Annotated in this window: 24 protein-coding genes and 1 pseudogene; 16 read left to right on the top strand and 9 right to left on the bottom strand. The window is 69.9% G+C overall.

Annotated elements, in window-relative coordinates:
- Positions 1 to 224: 224 nt before the first annotated feature.
- Positions 225 to 398, top strand: a pseudogene (locus tag QOM21_RS15320) (FAD-dependent oxidoreductase); the annotation flags it as partial.
- A gap of 22 nt (positions 399 to 420) precedes the next feature.
- Here the strand turns inward: QOM21_RS15320 and QOM21_RS15325 are convergent.
- From QOM21_RS15325 to QOM21_RS15345, 5 genes are all read right to left on the bottom strand, one after another.
- Positions 421 to 1524 (bottom strand): aminopeptidase P family protein, encoded by a 1104-nt coding sequence (locus tag QOM21_RS15325; protein WP_407550543.1) that lies wholly within the window; start codon positions 1522 to 1524, stop codon positions 421 to 423.
- A 243-nt stretch (positions 1525 to 1767) separates the two neighbouring features.
- Positions 1768 to 1956 (bottom strand): hypothetical protein, encoded by a 189-nt coding sequence (locus QOM21_RS15330; protein WP_407550545.1) that lies wholly within the window; start codon positions 1954 to 1956, stop codon positions 1768 to 1770.
- 299 nt (positions 1957 to 2255) lie between these two features.
- On the bottom strand, positions 2256 to 2888 hold the full coding sequence (locus QOM21_RS15335) for a sigma-70 family RNA polymerase sigma factor (protein WP_407550547.1): 633 nt from the start codon (positions 2886 to 2888) through the stop codon (positions 2256 to 2258).
- A gap of 242 nt (positions 2889 to 3130) precedes the next feature.
- A complete protein-coding gene (locus tag QOM21_RS15340; protein WP_407550548.1) occupies positions 3131 to 3970 on the bottom strand; it encodes a PE-PGRS family protein in 840 nt (279 codons plus the stop codon).
- A 216-nt stretch (positions 3971 to 4186) separates the two neighbouring features.
- The gene (locus tag QOM21_RS15345) at positions 4187 to 4834 is read right to left on the bottom strand and encodes a sigma-70 family RNA polymerase sigma factor (protein ID WP_407550550.1); all 648 of its coding nucleotides are present in this window, start codon (positions 4832 to 4834) and stop codon (positions 4187 to 4189) included.
- Between the two features lie 49 nt (positions 4835 to 4883).
- Between QOM21_RS15345 and QOM21_RS15350 the strand changes: the two genes are divergently transcribed.
- Positions 4884 to 5150, top strand: a complete 267-nt coding sequence (locus QOM21_RS15350) for a zf-HC2 domain-containing protein (protein WP_407550552.1) — start codon at positions 4884 to 4886, stop codon at positions 5148 to 5150.
- A gap of 248 nt (positions 5151 to 5398) precedes the next feature.
- On the opposite strand, the gene QOM21_RS15355 is transcribed toward QOM21_RS15350, so the two are convergent.
- The gene (locus QOM21_RS15355) at positions 5399 to 5956 is read right to left on the bottom strand and encodes a PE-PGRS family protein (RefSeq protein WP_407550554.1); all 558 of its coding nucleotides are present in this window, start codon (positions 5954 to 5956) and stop codon (positions 5399 to 5401) included.
- Between the two features lie 257 nt (positions 5957 to 6213).
- Here QOM21_RS15355 and QOM21_RS15360 point away from each other — a divergent pair, with 257 nt between their 5' ends.
- On the top strand, positions 6214 to 7767 hold the full coding sequence (locus tag QOM21_RS15360; protein ID WP_407550556.1) for a PepSY-associated TM helix domain-containing protein: 1554 nt from the start codon (positions 6214 to 6216) through the stop codon (positions 7765 to 7767).
- A 147-nt stretch (positions 7768 to 7914) separates the two neighbouring features.
- Here the strand turns inward: QOM21_RS15360 and QOM21_RS15365 are convergent, their stop codons facing one another.
- Positions 7915 to 8130, bottom strand: coding sequence for a 4-oxalocrotonate tautomerase family protein (locus QOM21_RS15365; RefSeq protein WP_393895631.1), 216 nt, complete (start codon positions 8128 to 8130; stop codon positions 7915 to 7917).
- Between the two features lie 788 nt (positions 8131 to 8918).
- Here QOM21_RS15365 and QOM21_RS15370 point away from each other — a divergent pair.
- The 3 genes from QOM21_RS15370 (at position 8919) to QOM21_RS15380 (ending at position 11267) form a co-directional block, all read left to right on the top strand.
- Positions 8919 to 10040 (top strand): pentapeptide repeat-containing protein, encoded by a 1122-nt coding sequence (locus QOM21_RS15370; RefSeq protein ID WP_407550558.1) that lies wholly within the window; start codon positions 8919 to 8921, stop codon positions 10038 to 10040.
- A gap of 183 nt (positions 10041 to 10223) precedes the next feature.
- A complete protein-coding gene (locus QOM21_RS15375) occupies positions 10224 to 10691 on the top strand; it encodes a GntR family transcriptional regulator (RefSeq protein ID WP_407555685.1) in 468 nt (155 codons plus the stop codon).
- A 9-nt stretch (positions 10692 to 10700) separates the two neighbouring features.
- Complete coding sequence (locus QOM21_RS15380; RefSeq protein WP_407550560.1) at positions 10701 to 11267, top strand: HD domain-containing protein; 567 nt, start codon at positions 10701 to 10703, stop codon at positions 11265 to 11267.
- On the opposite strand, the gene QOM21_RS15385 is transcribed toward QOM21_RS15380, so the two are convergent.
- Together QOM21_RS15385 and QOM21_RS15390 are read right to left on the bottom strand one after the other, a co-directional pair.
- A complete protein-coding gene (locus QOM21_RS15385; protein WP_407550562.1) occupies positions 11255 to 11728 on the bottom strand; it encodes an NUDIX domain-containing protein in 474 nt (157 codons plus the stop codon). The two genes, QOM21_RS15380 and QOM21_RS15385, sit on opposite strands and share 13 nt — an antisense overlap.
- Positions 11725 to 12495, bottom strand: a complete 771-nt coding sequence (locus tag QOM21_RS15390) for a helix-turn-helix domain-containing protein (RefSeq protein ID WP_407550564.1) — start codon at positions 12493 to 12495, stop codon at positions 11725 to 11727. The genes QOM21_RS15385 and QOM21_RS15390 overlap by 4 nt, the downstream gene beginning before the upstream one ends.
- 516 nt (positions 12496 to 13011) lie before the next feature.
- Here QOM21_RS15390 and QOM21_RS15395 point away from each other — a divergent pair.
- The 10 genes from QOM21_RS15395 (at position 13012) to QOM21_RS15440 (ending at position 20884) form a co-directional block, all read left to right on the top strand.
- Positions 13012 to 13482, top strand: a complete 471-nt coding sequence (locus QOM21_RS15395) for a transcriptional regulator (protein ID WP_407550566.1) — start codon at positions 13012 to 13014, stop codon at positions 13480 to 13482.
- A gap of 81 nt (positions 13483 to 13563) precedes the next feature.
- Entirely contained in the window at positions 13564 to 13821 is a 258-nt protein-coding gene (locus tag QOM21_RS15400; protein ID WP_407550568.1) for a DUF6284 family protein, read from the top strand.
- Positions 13818 to 14687 carry a protein spdB gene (locus tag QOM21_RS15405; RefSeq protein WP_407550570.1) on the top strand — a complete coding sequence of 290 codons (870 nt, stop codon included), beginning with the start codon at positions 13818 to 13820 and terminating at the stop codon, positions 14685 to 14687. Before QOM21_RS15400 ends, QOM21_RS15405 begins: the two co-directional genes overlap by 4 nt.
- A 57-nt stretch (positions 14688 to 14744) precedes the next feature.
- Positions 14745 to 15062, top strand: a complete 318-nt coding sequence (locus tag QOM21_RS15410) for a hypothetical protein (protein WP_407550572.1) — start codon at positions 14745 to 14747, stop codon at positions 15060 to 15062.
- Entirely contained in the window at positions 15059 to 15235 is a 177-nt protein-coding gene (locus tag QOM21_RS15415; RefSeq protein ID WP_407555686.1) for a pRL2-8, read from the top strand. The genes QOM21_RS15410 and QOM21_RS15415 overlap by 4 nt, the downstream gene beginning before the upstream one ends.
- Before the next feature lie 2 nt (positions 15236 to 15237).
- On the top strand, positions 15238 to 15546 hold the full coding sequence (locus QOM21_RS15420; RefSeq protein ID WP_407555687.1) for a hypothetical protein: 309 nt from the start codon (positions 15238 to 15240) through the stop codon (positions 15544 to 15546).
- Positions 15547 to 15639: 93 nt separating this feature from the next.
- Entirely contained in the window at positions 15640 to 17757 is a 2118-nt protein-coding gene (locus QOM21_RS15425; RefSeq protein ID WP_407550574.1) for an FtsK/SpoIIIE domain-containing protein, read from the top strand.
- A gap of 204 nt (positions 17758 to 17961) precedes the next feature.
- Positions 17962 to 18438, top strand: coding sequence for a hypothetical protein (locus QOM21_RS15430; RefSeq protein ID WP_407550575.1), 477 nt, complete (start codon positions 17962 to 17964; stop codon positions 18436 to 18438).
- A gap of 85 nt (positions 18439 to 18523) precedes the next feature.
- Positions 18524 to 19405: a bifunctional DNA primase/polymerase gene (locus tag QOM21_RS15435; RefSeq protein WP_407550577.1), complete on the top strand. Its 882-nt coding sequence runs from the start codon at positions 18524 to 18526 to the stop codon at positions 19403 to 19405.
- Positions 19406 to 19408: 3 nt separating this feature from the next.
- A complete protein-coding gene (locus QOM21_RS15440; protein WP_407550579.1) occupies positions 19409 to 20884 on the top strand; it encodes an ATP-binding protein in 1476 nt (491 codons plus the stop codon).
- Positions 20885 to 21268: the final 384 nt, after the last annotated feature.

Below are 21268 nucleotides of genomic sequence, written 5' to 3' on the forward strand. Positions count from 1 at the left end.
CCTTCCAGCCACTCGCGTCCCGCCCTCGACACACCCGGACCGCGCCAGGACCTGCCGAAGACCTCGATCGACGGACCGCGTCTGAGACCCGATCCGCTTCTGCCCACCCATCGTGAACCACACCACTGACAACGCCGCGGACACACCCGCGAGCAGGGCTTCCCGCCTGCCGCCCGAGGCCCACTGCATCCGCGATGGCCGGTGCGCACAAGGAATGACGGACGCCACTGGCCCGGCGCACGGACGGTGCTGCCGAACGCCTCCTGGCCGCGGCCTCCCCCGGGTGACGCGACCGCACCACCCGGGGCCGCGAGTCGCCGGCCACCCGCCGTACGGGGGCGCTCGATCCGCCGGGCACCACGTGGCGCGACCGCCCGGCCGTGGACCGCGGTTACGGGTCCAGCTGGCGGGCGAAGGCCGCTACCCCACCACCGCCATCTCCCGCGCCGTCTCGTTCAGCCGGCGTCCGCCCGTCTGCGTACACGTCACGATGTCCTCGATCCGCACCCCGAACCGGCCCGGAAGGTAGATCCCCGGTTCGATCGAGAAGCACATCCCCGGCACCAGCGGCAGATGCTCCCCCTCGACCATGTACGGCGGCTCGTGGGTGGTCACCCCGATGCCGTGCCCGGTCCGGTGGATGAAGTACTCGCCGTATCCGGCGGCCTTGATCACCTTCCTGGCCACCCGGTCGATCTCCTGGCACGCCACCCCGGGCCGTACCGCCTCGAACGCCGCCTGCTGCGCCTCCCGCACGATGTCGTGCACCTTGCGCTCCTCGGCGTTCGGCGGCCCGACATGGACGGTCCGCGTCGTGTCCGAGCCGTACCCGTCCTTCAGGCCACCGAAGTCGAGCACCACCATGTCCCCGTCCTCGATCACCCGGTCCCCGGCCTCGTGGTGCGGGTTGGCGCCATTGGGGCCCGACCCGACCACCGTGAAGTCCACCTGGCTGTGCCCGTGCTCGGTCAGCAGCCGCGCGAGGTCCACCGCCACCTCGCGCTCCCGGCGGCCCCCGAACGGAAAGCCCAGGATCTTCTCGTACGTGGCGTCCGCCGCCGCACCGGCCGCCGCGAGCCGCTCCACCTCATGAGCGTCCTTGACGGCACGCAGCATCGGCAGGACCTCCGTCAGCGCGCCGTACGCGCTCCCCGGCAGCGCGCGCTGGAAGCCCAGCAGGTGCATCGCCCAGGTCGCGTCCGACACCCCGTAACGCCCCTCGCCGTCCAGCCACTTGGCGACCTCCGCGTACGGGTTCGCACCGTCACGCCACCCGGACATCTGCATCGCCTTGGCACCCTCGGACCGCTTCGCGTCGGGCAACTCCAGCGCGGGCGCCAGCAGCCGCGGCCGCTGCCGGGGCTGGAGGACCAGCGCGGTCAACCGCTCGGTGGCGGCGGGCGGCCGGTAGCCGCACAGCCACTCCATGTCCGGTCCTGGGGTCACGATGAGCCCGGCCAGCCCGGCATTGGCGGCCGCCTGCCCCGCCCGTTCCATGCGTCGCTCATAGTCATCGCGCGTCATCGAAGTCACCATGCGGGCGAATTTACGCCGCCGACGGCCCCGCCGTCCCTGCCGGAACGGGCGCGTCTCCGCCGTCTTCCCGGCGCCCGCGCGCACCCCCGTGAGCCACACATGCCGACGGCACATTCGACACAGGCGCACCCTTGCCGAGGCCGCAAGAGGCTCCCGCCACCACCCGCATCATCCGCACCGCCCGCACTGCCCGCACGACTCCGGCCGACCGGGCACGCCCGGCACGGCGGCTCAGCGCTTCAGGGACCGGTACCGCTTGAGGAGTGCCGTGATCTTCGCGTGGTCGGCGGCACCGTTCAGCTCCACGAGGAGGTCGTCAGGACACAGTTCGTAGTGGTCGCCCCACCACCGGCGCCCCTTGTTGTCCCAGATCCGATACCCGCCCGGAACCCCTCTGGCCACATACCGTCTTCGGCTCATGTGCCGTCCCCCCCCCGCTTCGCCCCATACAACAACTCACCGCCACGCCACGCTGGTTGCGGGCGCGCCCAAGCGAGCAGCAGGGCGCTTGTCCGGTGAGAAGAGCCCGGTGAGAAGAGTACGTCTCCGGGTAGCGGCTCATTCGGCGAGCGGCCGGGGTGGACACGGACGCCCCGCCTCCGCTGAGCCGGCAGCGGGACCGGATCCACCGCCTGCGGCGCAGATTCGTCCCGCGGTGGAACGAGTGCCGTGCGGGTCAACGCCACCCGCACGGCACTCGTTCCACTCGGCCGCGCTCGCTAGGCGGCCACGCCACGGGAGGCGGTGGCGGCGTGCTCCGCGGTCTCCAGCCAGGTGATGAGGTCCGCGCGGGCGCGGGCGACGCGTGAGCGCACCGTGCCGATCGGACAGCCCACCACCGCCGCGGCATCCGCGTACGGGAGACCGACCAGCTGCGTGAGCACGAATGCCTCACGACGCTCGCAGTCCAGCGCCTCCAGCAACTCGCCCATCGCCAGGCCCTCGTCGAATCCCGGCAGCTCGCGCGGCTGGGTGTGCTCGGCCACGGTCTGCCAGTCCGCGACATCGGTGATGCGCGGGCGGGCGGCGGCAGCCCGGTAGCGGTCGATCACCACCCGGCGGGCGATGGACAGCAGCCAGGTGCGTGCCGACGAGCGGGCGGCGAACCCGGGCAGGCCGGTCAGGGCCCGCAGGTAGGTCTCCTGGGTCAGGTCATCGGCTCCGTTGAGGTCGTTGCTCAGGTGCGCCACGAACCGCCACACGTCCTGGTGAGTGGCACGGACGAAGCGGTCGACGGCGTCGGGGTCTCCGTCTCGCGCCGCCAGCGCAAAGGCGGTCACGCGCTCGTCTTCCGCGGGGGACCGCGATCCACGGGTCGTCGCGGGGAGCACAGCGGGTAGGACAGGAGTCATCGCAAAAGGTCTCTCGGTGACGTGCGGGGCCGTGCCATGGCGCGGCACGGCTCCGCCGGCGAGCGGTGCTCCACGGCCACCGCACCGAGGGCCGGTGGGTCCGGGAGAGCACCACATGGGTCAAGGGGCCGGCATGCGGGAGCGCCGGACGTCCCTCGGGACGGCCGCGCGGGCACGCCGGTACGCCACCCGTCGGCGCGGCAACACTCCCTACGAACCCGGAGCGCACCGGCGACGCGTGGTCAGCCGCACATCGAGAGCGCGGGCGGGCCCCTTCGGGAGAGGACGTGCTGGAGGAGCACCCCGCGCAGACGCACCGCGGTCGGGGCGGCCACCGGAGCGGCAGGCGGCGTACGACCGGCCCACCGCAGCGTCGTCAGCACCAGGAGCAAGGGGGTGAACAGCGACGCCGCCAGGCTGCGCCCGAGCCGGAACCCCGCCGCCTCGCCGCGCCACAGCCACAGTCCGCACAACACCGCAGCCAGTGCGTGGGCCAGCCACATCCCCGTGGAGCCGTGACCCGCGTGCTGCATCGGCAGGTGGTCCATGGCACCGGACATGGCGGTCATGTGATCCATGCCCCCCACGTGCGCCATGTGCCCCGTATGAGCCATGTGCCCCGCGTGGGCCGTGTGTTCCATGCCGTTCATTCCGCCCGCGGACGTCGGGGGTGGCAGGTGCGCCTTCCCCGGTCCGAGTCCGGCGTGGTGCAGCAGCCGGATCACTGCCTCCTGCGAGGCGGACGTGGGGGCGGCGCCGGACGCCCCGCACAGGAACTGTGCCGTCCACCCGGCCGCGGACGACGCGTGGCCCGCCCGCCCACCGGGAGGGGTCTGCGCCAGGCTGAACAGGGAGTGCAGACCGAGCTGGGCGATGACGGTGGAGCCGATGATGACCAGCGGACCGCGTTCCCGTCCGGCCAACCACCATGCCGCCCCGCTCGTGCCGCAGAAGGCTGCGACGAGGGCCCACCAGGGCAGGGGCGCCGCGGACATCAGCGCGTGTCCCAGGGCCGCTGTCGCCACACAGACGGACGCGAAGATCGCGGCGCGTGCGGCGCGTGCGGCGGGCCCGGTGGTCATGCGGGACATCGTGCCATTCGGTTCAACGCCCCTGGCCGGGTGGGTCGACGGGCGTGCAAGGGCGGCAGGGCGACAGGGTCGGCAGCATCCGCGCGGTGGCGGTGAACCCGGTGCCGGTGAACCCGGTGCCGGTGAACGCGGTGCCGATACACCCGCACGCGCCACGCTGCGTACGGGTGTACCGGCAGGGTCACGGCGTCCCGCTCCCCCGCAGCGTCACGCCACGGACCCGGACGTCCTCAACGCCCGCCCCAAGGCCCCCGGCATCACGTGCTCGCGCTCGCGTTCCGCGTCGTGCGTACCGGCCGGATCCCCGTCAGCGGCGTCGAGCAGCGCGACGAGCGCCTCCCGGGCCCGAGCGACCCTGGAGCGGACCGTGCCCACAGGACAGCCGACGACGGCCGCCGCCTCCGCGTACGGCAGTCCGATCAGCTGGGTGAGCACGAACGCCTCCCGCCGGGACGGCTCCAGAGCGGAGAGCAGATCGGCCAGGGCAACGCCCTCGTCGAACCCCGGACCGGTCTCACGCTGTACCTGCTCCGCCACGACCTGCCAGTCGGCGAGCCCGGCGACCCGCGGCCTCGCCTTGTTCGCGCGGATCCGGTCGGCGACCGTACGCCGGGCGATGGCCAGCAGCCAGGTACGGGCCGAGGACCGGCCTTCGAATCCGGGCAGGCTGCGCAGGGCACGCAGGTAGGTGTCCTGCACCAGGTCGTCCGCGGCCTGGGCATCGCGGCTCAAATGCGTCACGTAGCGCAGCACATGGCGCCGGGTGCCCCGCACGAACTTCTCGACGGCCTCCTCGTCGCCCGTGCGGGCCGCCAGCGCCCACCGGGTCACCAGAGCGTCCTCGGCCTCACGCATGTGCGGCCTCCCCTCGCCGGTCACCGTGCGGCTCGGTGAGAATGGGCCGATGCACTGCTCCGTTTCCCGCACCGCGCTCTCCGCGCGCCTCGACGGCGAGTGCCTGCCGGAGGGCGTCACCGACCAGGCGGTCCGCGACCACCTCGCGGGGTGCGCCGACTGCAGCCTCTGGGACCGCAAGTCCCGACGGCTGCGCTCCCTCTTCCAGGGCATGGCGCAGCCGGAGGCCGAGCCCACCAGCGCTCTGCTGGAACGGCTGAGGCGCGCGGGCCGCGCCGACAGGCCCTCGACCGGTACGGGCCGGCCTGACGCTTGATACGTGGTGCCCCTTGGGCGGCGCGGGTGTGTGCCGCGTGGTGGCTCGGGTGTGCGGCGTGACGGCTCGGGCGGATGGAACGAGATCGACCGTGGGCACCTGGGATGCCAACGTCCGGACAGGCGTCATCATCTGGAGTCCTTCGCGTGATCCGGTCGCCGTGACTACGGACGGACCGGCAGGGCCGGGTCCGGGCACCGTCGCCGCAACTGCAGTGTCACGACGGCCGCACCCGGTATCAGCTGATGTCAGCGGACAGCCGGACCCTGCGGAGGACCACGCAGCGACACCACATGCGCCAGCAGCCACTCCCGCATGACCCTGCGCGGCCGCTGCTCCGGCACCCGAACGGCGTGCGGATGCGCCGGAAGTACGGGGCGCCGCACCGTCGGAAGCCGCCGGAAGAGGAACAGGGAAATGGTCCGTACGACCCGGAAGACCGCCTGCTCCCCGCCCCACATCCACCAGGCGCTCAACGCCGCGACCAGCACATGCGCCGCGATCATCGAGTGCCCGTCGCCCTGCATCCCCTCGTGCGGCGACACGGGCATGCCGTGCATCGGGGCGCGAACGGGCCCGCCGCCGTCGGCCGTCTGACCGAGAGCGAACGCCGTGTGCATCACCGCCTGGGTGCCGGCGGTCAGCAACCCCACCACGATCGCCCCGCGCTCGCGCCCGGCGAAGCACCACGCGCCGGCGGCAGCCCCCGCGACAGCCGCGGCCACCACGCCCCACGGCAGGGGCGAACCGGACGACCGCACGTGCCCAAGAGCCGTGAGCAGCACGCAGACGGTGGCGAACACCACGGCCCGTAAGCCCCTGAGAACGCGTCCGGATTCCATGTCCGGCCCAGCTTGCACCCCGCCCGCTCCCCCCGACCCCGGAGTGCGGAAGGTGCTCAATCCTTGAGCGAATTCGTCGAGCCGTGGCGCGGGCAGCGCATGACGACGCGGGGCCCTTCGCGTGACGTGGAACACACCGTGCTCGGGGAACTCGTCCGCCCAACTCCCCGACGACTGAGGTGATGGCTGGGTGGTGCCGGCCCACGCCTCGGAGGAGAAGGATGTCGAGCAACAGCGAGACGGCCGGGATCGCCCAGGACGACGCGGCGGATCGCGCGCGGGAAGGCGCAGCGGAAAACGCCCCGGAAGCCGCAGCGGAACGCACACGGGACAGCGCCCCGGAGAGCACACCGGGTGACGCAGAAGCGAACAACCCCTCCTGCTCCCGCGCGTCCCAACCCGCCGCTCCGCCCCCGAGAGGGTGGCCGGCGCTGCGCCCGCTGCTGCTCCGCCTGCACTTCTACGCGGGCGTTCTCATCGCCCCGTTCCTTCTCCTGGCCGCCGTGACCGGCCTGCTGTACGCGGGTTCCTTCCAGGCGGAGAAGATCGTCTACGCGCACGAGCTGCGCGTGCCCGTGGGCGATCACCGGCTGCCGTTGACCGAGCAGGTCGCCGCGGCACGCTCCGCACACCCCGAGGGCACGGTCAACGCCGTACGTCCCGGCGCCGAACCGGATGCCACGACCCGCGTACTGCTCGATGTGCCCGGCCTGGAGGAGAGCCACCGGCTGGCGGTGTTCGTCGACCCCTACACCGGCACGGTGCGCGGCGCCCTGGACAGCTACGGCAGCTCCGGGGCGTTGCCCCTGCGCACCTGGATCGACCAGCTGCACGGCAGCCTCCTGCTCGGGGATGCCGGGCGGATCTACAGCGAACTCGCCGCCAGCTGGCTATGGGTGGTGGCGGCCGGCGGGGTCGCCCTGTGGATCGGCCGCCGCCGCAAGGCCGACCGCCTGCGCCGGACGCTGCTGCCCGAGAAGGCCGCCACCGGCCGCCGGCGAACGCGGTCCTGGCACGGCGCGGTCGGCATCTGGGCCGCCCTGGGCTTCTTCTTCCTCTCCGCCACCGGCCTCACGTGGTCGCAGTACGCCGGACAGAACGTCACCGACCTGCGGGCAGCGCTGTCCTGGGAGACCCCGGCCGTATCCGGCGAGGCATCGGCACATCACCAGGGGGCCATGGACCACGGCTCCCACTCGATGCCCCGGGCGGACGTCGGAGTCGACCGCGTGCTGAAGGCGGCCCGCGGCGAAGGTCTCTCCGACCCGGTCGAGATCACGTACCCGGCGAACCCCGGCGCCGCCTACACGGTGAAGCAGATCCGCACCACGTGGCCCGAGAAGCAGGACGCTGCGGCCGTCGACGCCACCACGGGCTCGGTGACCGATGTCGTGCGGTTCCAGGACTGGCCGCTGGCCGCCAAGTTGAGCCGATGGGGCATCGACGCCCACATGGGCCTGCTGTTCGGCCTCGCCAATCAGATCGCCCTGGCCGCCCTGATGGTCGCGCTGATCTGCATGATCTTCTGGGGCTACCGGATGTGGTGGCTACGCCGTCCCACCCGGGCCGACCGCCGAGGCGTGGGCCGCCCGCCCGCCCGCGGAGCGTGGCGGCGGATCCCCCTGCGCGTACTCGCGCCCTCACTCGCCCTCGCGGCGGCGACCTGCTACTTCCTCCCCCTGCTGGGCATCCCCTTGCTGGCCTTCCTGGCCGGGGACCTCGCCATCGGAACCCGAGACCGACGGCGCGCCCGCCGAGCCACCACGGCCACGTGACCCCCACGGGTATGGGTGGCGCTCCAAGGGTGCGCCGTCACTGCCCCGGGCCGGGCGTCGCCCACCAACCCCTGAGCAGGCTTTTCAAGTCACAGCCGTGCCGCTGCCTGGCGCCCGACAGGAACTCGAGGACACGTACCGACTGGGCTAGCCCGCCCTCTTGGCCTGTACGTCCGCGGCGGTCAGGGCCTGACCACCCACCGCCCATTCGCCACTGGGTGTCTCGGTGATCGCGACATGCGTCACGGGCCGCATCGCCTCGCCTTCGATGGCGATCAACGCCTCGGAGACATCCTTGACCATCTTCTGCTTCTCTTCGGGCGTGAACACTCCTGCGATCACCTTGATGTCGATGAAGGGCATCGGATACCTCCCACAGGATGGTGAGATCGAGCCGTCCTGATCGCTTTGGGTACCAGGGCCGAAGGCAGTGCGGGCTGCGTGTCCCTCTCCGGGAAGCAGGACGCCGACGAGCCGCAAAGCTCTCGTGCGCGTTCCGCGACCGCCCGTAGGCGGGGCACCCGACCCTCGTCCGGCGGGGCCGGCTCACCGCGACCCGCGAGGCCGGCGGCAACCGCCGCTATCAGCCCTGAGGTGCTGGCATTCACCTACAAGTGTCGCAGATCGACCACCCTGACAGCCGCCCGATCACCCCACGGAAGCCGCACGCCCCGATGGAGACATCCGCCGACGCCCCCGAAGACGTCAGAAGCCCCAGGCCACATCCGGCCCGGGGCTTCTTCCCTGGTCAAGCTGAGAGCCCCCTGTCGGATTCGAACCGACGACCTTCGCTTTACAAGTTCGTCCGATCGCCGCAGGGATCAGGCCTTCGGCGCCCCACTCAAGCGTCTGGGGTGCTCGAACGGGTTCCTCGGTGCGGCAGCGTGCACCCCTGTTGCCGTCAGCGACTGCCGTCACCCGGCCGCCCGTCATCGCCTTCCGTCCAGATCTTCCAGCGTGACGCGGGCACGGATCGCCGGACGGGCCGGATTGGACGAGATCGGGACAGCCGGCCGTTTGGGTGAGCGCGGATACCAGTCGTCAGCTTCGGGGGGCGAGGTGATCCGTCCACTGACCCTGAATCTCAGAAGCCCCTCAGAGATAGCCAATCCTGGCAACTCCGCGTGCCGCCTGCAGGCACCCTCGTCTACATGAGATCGAAGACTAAGCGCATCCTCGTCTACGTCACGCTGGCTCTGGTCATCTTCGGTTACGCCCTCTTGCTGTGGCGCGGCCCCTGGATACTCGACGGAGAGCACCTAAGAGAAAAAGGCCTTCAGCCGGCCGACGGAGTGGTCATCACTGGCGTCAGAACTATGCTCGTTGCTTTGGGAGCCGGAATTGTAGCCGCGCTTGGGCTTCTGTATACCCATCGCAGTCACGAACACGCCGAAAAGCTATACGAACACAGCCAAGAACAGTTCATGCACCTTCGCGAGAAGGATCGCGAGCAAGCTGAGCTAACCCGCGAGGGACAAGTAACCGATCGATACATAGAAGCCGTCAAGCTTCTCGCCTCGCCTCAATCAACTGAACGGATCGGAGGCATCTATTCACTGGAACGCATCATGCGCGACTCGGAAAAGGACCACGCTACGATCGTCAAGATCCTCGCGGCGTATGTTCGTCAACACGCCCCGGCGAAAAAGGGTAGCAAGCCCGCGGACCCGCGTCGGAACCCTGATCACGACGTGCAGGCCGCTCTCAGCGTTCTAGTGGAGCGCCCCGAGCGTCCAGAGCGCTTCTCCATTGACCTCAGGCATACCGACCTGCACGGCGCAGACTTGCGACGACTCAACCTACCTAGAGGCCTACTTACCGGGACGGATCTCGGAAGGGCAAATCTCACGCAGGTTAACCTCAAGAAGGCACACCTTGAGCGGGCCATTTTTGATGGTGCATATGCGCATCTAGCTGACCTATCGATGACCGTGCTCCGATGGGCTTCCTTCCGGGGAGCCGATTTGACCGGCAGTAACCTCCGAGGCGCATATGCGGAAGGCGTAGACATGCATAACGCCGATGTGCGAATGTCTGAACTGATCGACACCAATCTCACGGGAGCGGACCTTAGCGATGCGAAGTTCTCCGGGAGTGAGATGGATGGCGCAATCCTAAGCAAGGCCAACCTTCGCGGATCCCGCCTAGCGGAAGTTGAGGATATTACCGCTGAACAGGTGCGGAAGGGGGAAATTAACCATGCGACATCATTGCCTGAAGAGGTTGCTGCTGACCAACGAATCCGAGAACATCTCAGCAATCTCGATGACTAAGCGAGACCTCCGAGTAAACTGATCTAATCGGCTGCGGAAGTTCACCTGAGATCGCCCTCCGAGCACGGGGGCGTGACGACGATGGCGGAGCAACTCCCCCTCGGATCCTGCTCGTACATACACCGGGGTGGGAGCCGGCGCCGCCCGGTGGCACTCGTGCGAGGCTTGGGAGGCGCAGTGACGATGCTGGAGAGAGGGGATCAGGTGCCGGGAGCTAGCCCGCGCGGTACGTATCTGCTGATCGCGGATGCGCTCCGCAAGGAGATTAGGGAGGGGCGCATCGTCAAGGAGCTCCCGTCCGAGTCCGCCTTGATGCAAGACCACGGAGTGGCACGCACCACCGTCCGCCGCGCCCTGGACATCTTGCAGAAGGAAGGTCTCATCCATTCGGCACCTGGGGTCGGTCGTGTGGTCAGCGACGGTACTGAACGCCGGCCCCTGGTGGAACGGATGAGGGACTTGTTTGCGGAGAGGGGCCTCGCAGTTGGTGCTGCCTTCCCGTCCGAGGCACGCCTCTGTGACGAGTTCGGCGTCTCTCGGACGGCCGTACGCGCGGCTCTGTCGACGCTGGAAGGGCAGGGCCTGCTGGAAGCTGTGCACGGGAAGGGACGCTTCGTGCGTGCTCTCCCGCGTCCCGTGGTGAATTCGTAGGCTGGCCGTATGGGACTCACCGAGCGGGCTTACGCGCTCTCCGAATCGCTACTGGCCGAACCTCTTCCGCGTCGATGGGGGCACTCCCTCGGAGTCGCGAAGCGCGCGGTCTCGCTGCGCCCGATCCTCGGGCCCGACGCCGAGCTGATGGAAGCCGCCGCGGTACTTCATGACATCGGGTATTCGCCCTCGATCGCCACCACCGGCTTCCACCCGCTCGACGGCGCGCGCTTCCTCCGCGATCAGGAGGGGCTGGACGAGCGAGTTATTCGGCTCGTGGCCCACCACTCTTGCGCTTTGCTGGAAGCCGAGGAGCGGGGGTTGCGGGAGGACCTAGAGGGCGAGTTCGAGTTGGAGCAGCCGCACCTCGTCGACGCACTGATCTTCTGCGACATGACGACGACGCCAGACGGCGGCCACACCACCTCGACCGATCGGCTGGACGAGATCGTGTCCCGGTACGGCCCTGACACGATCGTGGGTCGATTCATTCAGCGGGCAGCACCGGAGATTCATGGGGCCACTGCCCGGGTCGAACAGCGTATGGCCGCGGCGGGTGCAGATCAGCCGATGTAAGGCGCCGACCGCGAATCGTCCATGCCGTGCCTGATGCGCAACCGCATCGAAGGGTGGATGTCGAGAGCATCCAGGTCCGCTGGGGCAACCCAGCGGACCTCTTTGGATTCGTCGCTCGTACGCAGCGAGCCCCCCGTTGGGCGCGCGCGGAAGCAGATGGAAAACTGCTGACGGACCTCTCCATCGTCGTACGCCATGACGTGCCGCGGGTCGGTATAGAGCCCGCTCACGTCATCGACAGCGACCCTGATGCCGGTCTCTTCCTCCACCTCGCGTACGACGGCCTCAGCGATCGATTCACCGATGTCGTGGCCGCCGCCGGGGAGGGCCCACAGGTCGTTGTCCGTCTTGTGGATGAGGAGCAATCGCCCGTCCGCGTCGCGGACAACCGCGGTCACTGAGGGCACGACAGAGTTCACCTTCGGCGCGGCTGGGTCGTCGTAGTAGTCGATGCGGCTCATACGTGGGTCTCTGCGCAATCCGTGGGTGACGAGATCGGACGGGCGCTTTCCCACACCCGCTCGACGCTCTCGGCGTACGTGTCGAACAGCTCCCCGCCTGGGACCCGCTGAAGGTGCAGCACGGGCGCGAGGTACGCGCCGACGCCGTAGACGTGACCGTTGGCGAGCAGCTCGTTGTCAGTCCGGTAGATGGAGTTGTAGAGGGTCGTGCTGTGGAGGCGGAATTCCACACCGGGCAGGCCGAAGAGCGAGCTGTAGTTCATCAACGCATTGCGAATCTTGCTGGCCATGGCCCCGCCGATACCCTCGTCGGCGCCGCGGGTCGCGACCTCCGGACTATCCGGGTCTCCGAGCATGAAGCGAACCGGTACGCCGGCCGCCGACTTTTCCTTGACCAGCCGCCGGAACACGGCATCTTCGGTGAGCCAAAACCCGGAGTAGACCAGCACGTCGAAGTGGGTCTGAGCCTTCGCGTAGAGCTGCGGCCAAAGGCTCTGCGGAACAGCCGACCGGTGGGGGTACAGCTTGACCAGCTCCGCGCCGCCGGATGCGGTCACCTCCGCCATCGTCCGCTCATCCGGCCAGAGGTAGGAGATCTCGTACCGGAGCAACGAGGCGAGCGCGTACTGGTAGCGGCGGTAGGGCTTGCGGTCCGAGTTGCTGACCCAGCGTTCGACCGTCTTGCTGGCTACGCCGAGCCGTTCGGCGACTTCTTCGAAGGTGAGCCCCCGCTCAACTATCGCGCCTCGAAGTCTCTCGTTCGCCATGCGCCGCCCTTCCCTCGCGCTGGGACGTCCTGGGACGACTTCGACCTTAGTGAGACGTCCCTGAGCCGTCCACCAGCGCAGTCGTCTGTCTGACGCTCTGCCAGCAATCTAGAAGCACACCGAGAGAACGCCCCTCCAGGGCAGGACTCTTGACGGCGCGTGAGATACACGTGTTACATGTATCTCACGATCTCCGTAGCGGCCCGAAACGGGGCCAAAGCGGCTGTCGCACCTGCACGACCAATGGGGGCCCCGTCTGCGGACGTGGCTTCAAGGGGCCCGGGATAGAGCGGGCCGAGGGACCCGGATCCCTGGTCAACCGGAGGGCAAGACCGAAAGGTCACTTCGTCTCAGCCTGAAACGGGAGCTCGTGTTCCCGAAGGAGACGACTACGTACGACCACTCCGCAGCTCTACTGCTGCGGCCAGTTGCCTCCTCCGCCCGTCCGGCCACTTGTGCCGTACGGGCGGGGCTGAGGGGAGCCGGAGTTCCCGGACCATCCACCAAGGAGCCTCAATGCCTGTTGCCACATTCGCAGCTGTGTTCGTCGCCCTGTACGTCGCTCACAGCGTGGGTGATCACTGGGTGCAGACCTCCTGCCAGTCCGCCGACAAGGGTCGCCCCGGATGGGTCGGCCGCCTGGCCGGCGCCCGGCACGTCGCCACCCTGACCGCCACCAAGCTCGCCTTACTCGCCCTGGTCGCAGGCCTGCTCGGGCTGAGCCTCTCCGCCCTCGGCCTGGTGGCCGGCATGGGCGTGGACGCGCTCACCCACTGGTGGGCGGATCGGCGCTCCACCCTCGCGTGGCTGGCCAGGGTCACCGGCAAGGCCGAGTTCTACTCGCTCGGCACCGGCGCCCACCCCGCACACCCGGTGACCGCAAAGGGCGGCCCGGCCGCCCACCTGGGCACCGGCGCCTACGCGCTGGACCAGTCCTTTCACCACCTGTGGCTGCTGGTCGCCGCGCTGCTCATCGCCACTGTCTGACCCACCCATACGACGGCGCGGCTCCGGTGCTGGAACACCGGAGCCGCTGTAGGGCCGTCACTTCGAGAGGAACCACGACCCATGAAGCTCATTCTCCCCGCACAGGATCTTTTCACCGCCTCCGCGATCGGCCTGGAGCCGACCGACGCCGAACTCGACGCGATCGAGCGGGAGATGCCGGTCATCTCCGCTGAGGTCGAGTTGCTGGACGCGCAGATCATGTCGCTCGATCGGCTCCCGAACGAGCTGGATGCCCGCCGCATCCGCCGGGCCGGGCGCAAGGTGCTCGCCGCTCGCCGTGAGCTGGCCAACCAGGCCGGGGCGGGGGACGCGGCATGAGCGCCAAGACCACCAAGACGGTCCTGCCCGCCGTCGCGATGACGGCAGTGTCCATGGTGCTGACCCTGGCTGTGGTCGTGATGTGGCTTGGCACCGCAGTGCCCTGGATCATCGCTCTGGTCGTCGGTCTCGGCATCGACGGGGGATGGCTTGCCACCCTCGCCTACGAACGCCGACTGGCCGCCCAAGGCGACCACAACCGTGCGGTCACCGCCGTCGGCTGGTGCTTCGGCCTCATCGCAGCAGGCGTCCTGGTGGCACACGCACTTACCGCTGAGGAATCGGCCGGCGCGTGGCTGGCCGTGGCGTGGCTGCCGATCGCAGCTAAGGCCCTGTGGCTGGTGCATGGCCTGTGGGAGCGGACCGCGCTCACCCCGGGCGCGCTCGGAGCGATCCGGGGCATCCAGCAAGAGGCCCGCGACGAAGCGGCCGTGGCCCGCGCCCGGCTGCAGGCCGAGGCGGTCACCGAGGAGACCCGGCTGACGGCCGTGACGGCCGCCGGCGCACGCGTCGCACACGCCCAAGCCAAGACCGCCCAGCACCTCTCGCGGGCATGGTCGACGCTGAAGACGGCGCGAGATGGCGAGGACACCGGACCGGCGCTGACCAGCGTGACGGCCCCCGTCACACCCGGCGTCACACCCCGCTGGGAACTCCCCATCTGGGGACCCACAGAGCCGGTCCCCGCACTCCCGGAAGCGGCACCCGGCCTCACCGACGAAGCCCTCGACGCGCTCGTCGACCAGATCCGCTACAGCGAGACACCCGCCCTGTCCTACCGCGAAATGGCCACCCGCTTCCGCGCCGCAGGCCACTCCGCCTCCGAAGTCCGCCTGCGGGCCGCATGGAAGCGCGTCGCCGCGTGACGCGGCTTGGCCCGGCCGCCTACCCCGACCCATCGAACTCCCCGAGGAGAACCTGACATGGGCAACTCCGACCTCCGTCGCCTGGATCGCGAGATCCAGGCGACCACGAAGAAGCTGGAAGCGGTCAGGCAGGGCGAGGCGTGGCCGATGAACGGCCGTGAGCGCCGCGCTATGGCCCGAGCTCTGGCCAGCGGCTCCTACCGCGCCGCCCGGGGCCGCAGCACCGGCCGCGCCGAGGAACAGATCGACTCCACCGGCAACGCTGCCGAGATGCGACTGAACGCGGAACTCACCGCCCTGCTCGCCGAACGGCAAAGGATCACGACCGAGGCCGCCCGTACCAAGGCCGCCAAGAAGTCGTCGGGGTGGTGGTGACCGTGGCTGGCAAGGAGACGCCTCCTGGCGAGTGCCCGCAGTGCTGGCAGCACGCCCACAACAGGCGCGCACACCGCCACCTCGGGCCCCGCGAGGACTGCCCGCAGTGCGTGGACCACATGGTCAACGGCCACCCCTACCTCGTGCCCAAGAAGTCGTCGGGGTGGTGGTGACCATGCGCCACGCCGCCCGACGGTGCCCCGCCGCGCAACCTGACGACCCGACGCCGTGCACCGGTCCGGTCGCGGTGACCGTGCTGGACGCCTCCAACGCGGGGGCGGACGGCTGCGAGCACCACGGCGCCCGACTGCTCGCCTCGATGGAGGGCGGCCGCGTGTACGCCGTGCCGGACGCTGCGGCGGATGCCGCGATCCGCGTCTTCAAGGCCGCCGACGGCATCCGCCCGTTCTGCTGGGTCGACGGCCCGCGCACCGACCCGTCGCAGCTCAGCCGCGCGGAGAACCGCGCCCGCAACAACCGCTGATCCGCCCGCCCCCGCTCACACGATGCCGGCGGGGGCGGCGCCTCTCTCCACTTCCGGCCCCTCTTCGTTGGGGCAGTCAGGAGCGCTTCCAGCATGTCTGAGAACGTCGTCCACCTCCACAAGCCCACCGACCCACCCACCACCGACACCGCCCCCACCGTGCTCACCGTCGTGCCCGACGCCCCGCCCGCGCGGCCCGTGCCACTGTGGGTGCGCTCCGGCCGCGCCGTGAAGCACGCGGTCACTCACGACACCACCAAGACCGCCGCGCGCTCCGTGACGCGGCACAGCCTCTACACGTTCAACGGGGGCCGGATCGTGGCCCGCCGCACGTGGGACGGCCGCACCGGGTCCCGCTACGAGCGCATGATCCGGGCCGCCGAAGCCGCGGGAAACCTGGAGATGGCCCACGAGTGGGAAGAGAAGCTGCAGCGCTTCCGCGCCGCCCGCCACCACCGCCGCATGGACCTGCTCCACTCGCCCATGGACGCCGCCAAGGGCGTGGCCGTCGGCGCCGGCGTGAGCATCGGCGTGCTGGTCGCCCTCGGCGTCGTGATGGCCATCAACACCAAGGACGTCGGTGACGTCATCACGCCGCTGGGCGCGACGATCGACTTCATCGCGCTGCTGATCCGGATCGTGCAGGTCGTATGGGGCCCGGCCCTGTCCATCGGCCCCTTCCTGGCCCTGTTCGCGCTGTGGTCAGTGGGCCGCAAGCAGCAGGCCGCCCCGAACTGGGCGCTCCCGGTCAACGCGCGGTCCGACGAGGGCGAGCCGATCACCCCGTCCATCGTGGTCAAGGCCCTGCGCGACCTCGGAGTCCCCGCCCTGGCCCGGGCCATCAAGGAGATGGGCGACGCCGGCGCCTCCATGCTGGGGCCCATCCGGATCGCCGGATGCGGCGTGGAAGTCGACGTCACCCTCCCCTCCGGGGTGTCCACCAACGAGGTGCAGAGCAAGCGCCGCAAGCTCGCCGAAAACCTCACCCGCCACGAACACGAAGTGTTCATCACCATCCCCCAGGCCGCCCGCACGGTCCGGCTGTGGGTGGCCGACTCCGGGGCGCTAGATGAGCCGATCGGCCCGTCGCCGCTGGTCACCGACGAGTCGATGACCGCCGACTACGCCAAGGGCCGTGCCCCCTGGGGTCAGGACCTGCGCGGGGATGCTGCCGCGCTGAGCCTGTACCAGCGCCACCTGCTCATCACGGGCCTGTCCAACCAGGGCAAGACCGTTGCCCTGCGCTCCCTGGCCCTGTGGCTCGCGCTGGACAAGTCGGTGCAGTTCCTCATGGGCGACCTCAAGGGCGTGGGCGACTGGGCCATGTTCGACGGTCTCGCCAAGACCTTGATCCAGGGTCCGACGGATGAGCACGTGATCCAGGTGACCGAGATGGTCGAAGGCGCGGTGCACGAGATGAACCGCCGTATCCAGGCGCCGCCCGGCACCGTGTTCCCGCCGCTGATCGTGCTGGTCGACGAAGCGCAGGTGGCGTTCATGTGCCCCGCCAAGGACGCCGAAAAGCGCCCGTACGGCGGGTCGAAGGCCAACTCCCGGTACTTCATGGCCGTCCGGAAAATCCACAACCAGGGACGGGCCGTGAACGTCCTGATGTGGCAGGGCACCCAGGACCCGACCAACGAGAACCTGCCCAAGCTGGTCCGCGAGGGCGCCCACACCCGCGCCTCCCTCGCCCTCGGTACGGAGTCGCAGGCCCGCATGGCCCTGGGAGACAAGGCCGTTGACGGCGGCGCTGCACCCAACCTGCTGCGCCCCGGCCTGGACCAGGGAACCCTGGTGCTGGCCTCCAGCGGCATCGACATCCCGGCTGGACAGTCGTCCATCACGGTGCGCACGCACTACATCGACGACGACGCAGCCGAGGCCATCACCGACCGGGCCAAGGCCCTGCGCGACGGCGTGACCACCCTGCACGCCATCGAGCGAGACGAAGAGCACGACTCTCTTGCCGACATTGCCGCAGTCGTCGGCGACGCGCCCCGCGTGCGGACCAAGGACGTTCTCGCCCGGCTCGCGACCCGGAATCCGGACGCCTACGGCGGCTGGTCGTTCATCGACCTCAAGCGCGTCCTGGACGACGCCGGCGCCGGACCCTACAAGTCCGACGGCGTGATGGTCGTCGCCCGCGACCGCATCGTCCGCGCCCTCGCCAACCGCGACGGAGACGGTTCCGCTTCCGCTGCCGGATGACAGGGAGCGCGCCGCCGACGGGTCAGGGAGGCAGGGAGAACTCCCTAACCGCCTCCCTGACCCACCTCCCTGGCCCTGACCTGCACGAATGATCGTTCAGGGAGTCAGGGAGGCGCGCAGGTCAGACCCCCCGAACACCCCTCCACACGGCGCCCCGAAGGGGGTGTCTGTGCCTCCCTGGCCACGCGCCGGAAGGGATTCCGCATGTACCCCGACACCACCCCTCAGACGGCTTCGGCGGGCGCCGGGCTGAGCGAGGCTCAGGCCGAGACTGAGGCCCGGCGGATCATCGCCGACGCCTACCGGCCCACCGCCTACCGCGACGACACCGCGGTCCCCACCCACGGCGACACCCCGCCCGTCACCCAGCCCGGACGCCCCCCGATGAGCCGGGGCGCCACCGATGCCAGCGTGCTCATGCTCGCCGGCGGCGCCACCACCGCCATGGTCGGCGGCACAGCGGCCGTCCTGATGTACGTGTCCCAGTTCGCCGACCCGGTGGTGTGCGGCCTCGTCTTCGGCGCCCCCACCGCCCTCGTGCTCGCCCTCGCACGGCTTGCCGCGAGGGCCAAGCCCGCCCCGGACGTTCACCACCACTACGAGGGACCCGTCTACCAGGACCGGCGCAACGTCCACAGCCGCACAACCGGCGTGTGGGCCAAGACCAACAACCACCAGTAGCTACGCCAAGGGCGGCCCCCGTCTCGGCAAAGTCCGGGGCCGCCCTGGTCTCCAGTCCTCAACAGACCTGTTGGAGGTCTCCAGCATGACGCAACCTGTCCTGATCCGGCGAGCCTGCACTCTGAGGGTGGCCGCGACCGACCACATGCACACCGCCCTCCGCCTCGCATCCCACGGCGTGCCCCCGCTGCCCCTGCGCAAGGGCAAGGTTCCCTTCGGGAACTGCCCGGCCTGCGCGGGCAACGCCTGCGGTGGCCGGCCGAACATGAAGGCCCCCGGCCCCTGCACCTGCCCGCACCCGTGCCACGGCTGGGCCGCCGCCACCACCGACCCCGTTGTCATCAACGCGCCGACGTGGGCGCGAGCGTGGCGGGATGCGGCTGGGGTGGCCTACCACCCCGGTGGCGCCGGCCTGACCGTCGTCGACCTCGACAACGCCGAAGCCATCGCGTGGGCCCGCGGGGCCCTGCCCGCCACCCGGATCGTGCCGACGACCCGGGGTGAGCACTGGCTTTACCTCGGTGCGATGCAGTCCGCCAACGCGGTCCGACCGGGCGTGGACATCAAGTCCACGATGGCCTACGCGCGGTGGCTCGGTCCCGGCGCCGGCGCCCTCACGGCGCTGCCGGACGTCGTGCGGGCACTGATCGTGAAGGAGCCCACCGCAATCCGTCCGGCGGCCGTCACCGTGCCCGCACTGGTCGGGGGCGGGCAGTGCCCTCACCGCACGCCCACGTACCTGGACCGTGGCATCGCCATGGCGGAACAGCGCATCACCGAAGCCTCCAGCGCGGTGCACGCCACCGTCTACCGCACCTTCCTCGCCGTGCTGTCGACGCACGGCTGGTGCGGCTGCCTCACCGAGGCGCACACCGCGCGGCTGTTCACCGCCGCGCAGACCAAGGGCGAATCGCCCCGCCACTGCACCGACGCGTGGACCAACGCCCGCACCGCACTGGGGATGTGAGTCATGTCCGAGGACGAGAAGACTCCCGCCCGCGAGGTCATCGCGGACTACGCGCAATCGCACTTCCGGTACTTCCGCACCGCTGACGGGACGGTGTACGCGCAGAAGAACGGCCACCCCGTGGCCCGTCCGATCCGCTCCCAGGGCACGACGGGCAGCCATCGCCAGGAACTCATGGTCGGCCTGTTCAAGGACGGGATCGGCGTATTCAACGGGTCTGCGCTCAAAGAGGCGTTGGATCTGATCGAAGCGCTGGCGCTGTCCGAGGACGTGCAGCCCGTGAACATCCGCGTCGCTCCCGGCTTCGACGGGGCGACGTGGCTGGACCTGGGGCGTACCGATGGGCAGTCCGTCCGCATCCACCCCTCCGGCTGGGAGATCCTCACGCCCGACCCGCGTGAGGTCTGCTGGCGGCGCACCCAGCTCACCGGGGAACTCCCCCAGCCGGCCAAGGACACCGATGGCAAGGGCATCGACCTGCTGATGCAGCTGTGCAACTTCGCCAACGCTGAGACCGAATGCCTGGCCATTGCGTGGCTGATCGGCTGCCTGGGGCCGTCCGTGCCGGTTCCGGCGCCGTTCCTCACCGGGCCGCAGGGCGCGGGGAAGTCCACCGGCGGGCGGATGCTCGTGCGGATCATCGAGGGCATGAGCGGGGACCTGCGCCGCGCTCCGAAGGATGAGGAGAACCTGATCGCGGCCGTGGCGGCGGGATGGGTCACCGCCCTGGACAATCTCTCCCACATGACGCCGGACCTGTCCGACGCCGTGTGCTGCGTCGTCACCGGCGCTGAGAACGTCAAGCGCGCCCTGTTCACCGACGGGGACGTGTTCCGCGTCGGCTACCGCCGGCCCCTGCTGCTGACCGGTATCGACGTGGGAGTCATCCGGGCCGACTTGGCGGAACGGCTCCTGCCGCTGCGGTTGGAGCGGCCCCGCGTCCGGCGCACCGAGGCCGAACTGTGGACCGAGTACGCGGAGGTGCTGCCCGTGGTCCTCGGCTCGCTCCTGGACCTCACGGTCAAGGTCCGCGCAGCCGACGCGGAGACCCCCACCGACCTGCGGATGGCGGACTTCGCCCACCTGTGCGCGCAGCTGGATGCGGCAACCGGCCTGGGGGCGCTCACCGCTTACCGGGCCAGTCTGGACGATCTGAACGACGACGTGATCGAGGGCGATCTCCTCGCACAGACCGTTCTCCGGCATGCCGACACCATCGAGCCGGGCGGCGAGCAGCGGATGACCTCAACCGAGTGGCTGCACTGCCTCAGTCGCCTCTACAGCGGCGACGAACTGCGTCCCGTGCCCAAGGGCTGGCCGACCACGGGCAAAGTCCTCTCCGACCGGCTCAAGCGCCTCCAGCCGACGCTTGCCGCTCGCGGTGTCCTCATCGACACGGGCCGCACCAGCGAAGGGCGCTACCTCGAAATGACCCGCCTACAGGCCCCGCCACCGCACGTCCCGAAGCCGATGTTCTGACCCGAGATTCGCGCGCTCGCCCGGACAAGCAAGAAGAGCAACATGCCGCCCACGCCAGAGTTGCTCCTCTTGCTGTTCGGCGGAACGCCGCCCCAAGGCGCGCCGCGCAGCGGCTCCTTCTTCACGCTGTGAGGCGCACCCAACTACAACAAACACCCCCTCTTTTGTCCTAAGAGGGAAGACGCTGCGTCATCTGCGTCATGCAGGCCAAAAAACGGCACCTGACCTGCGGCACCAGCCATGACGCAGACGGAAGCGGCTGCGTCATCCTGCGTCATCTGCGTCATGCGATGACGCAGCCCAAGACGCTGCGATGACGCACCCCCAAACCGCTGCGTCACACAAAACCGCAGGTCAGAAGCGCAAATGACGCTGATGACGCAA

Origin of the sequence: Streptomyces sp. Pv4-95 (assembly GCF_045782725.1) — a bacterium.
GTDB lineage: Bacteria > Actinomycetota > Actinomycetes > Streptomycetales > Streptomycetaceae > Streptomyces.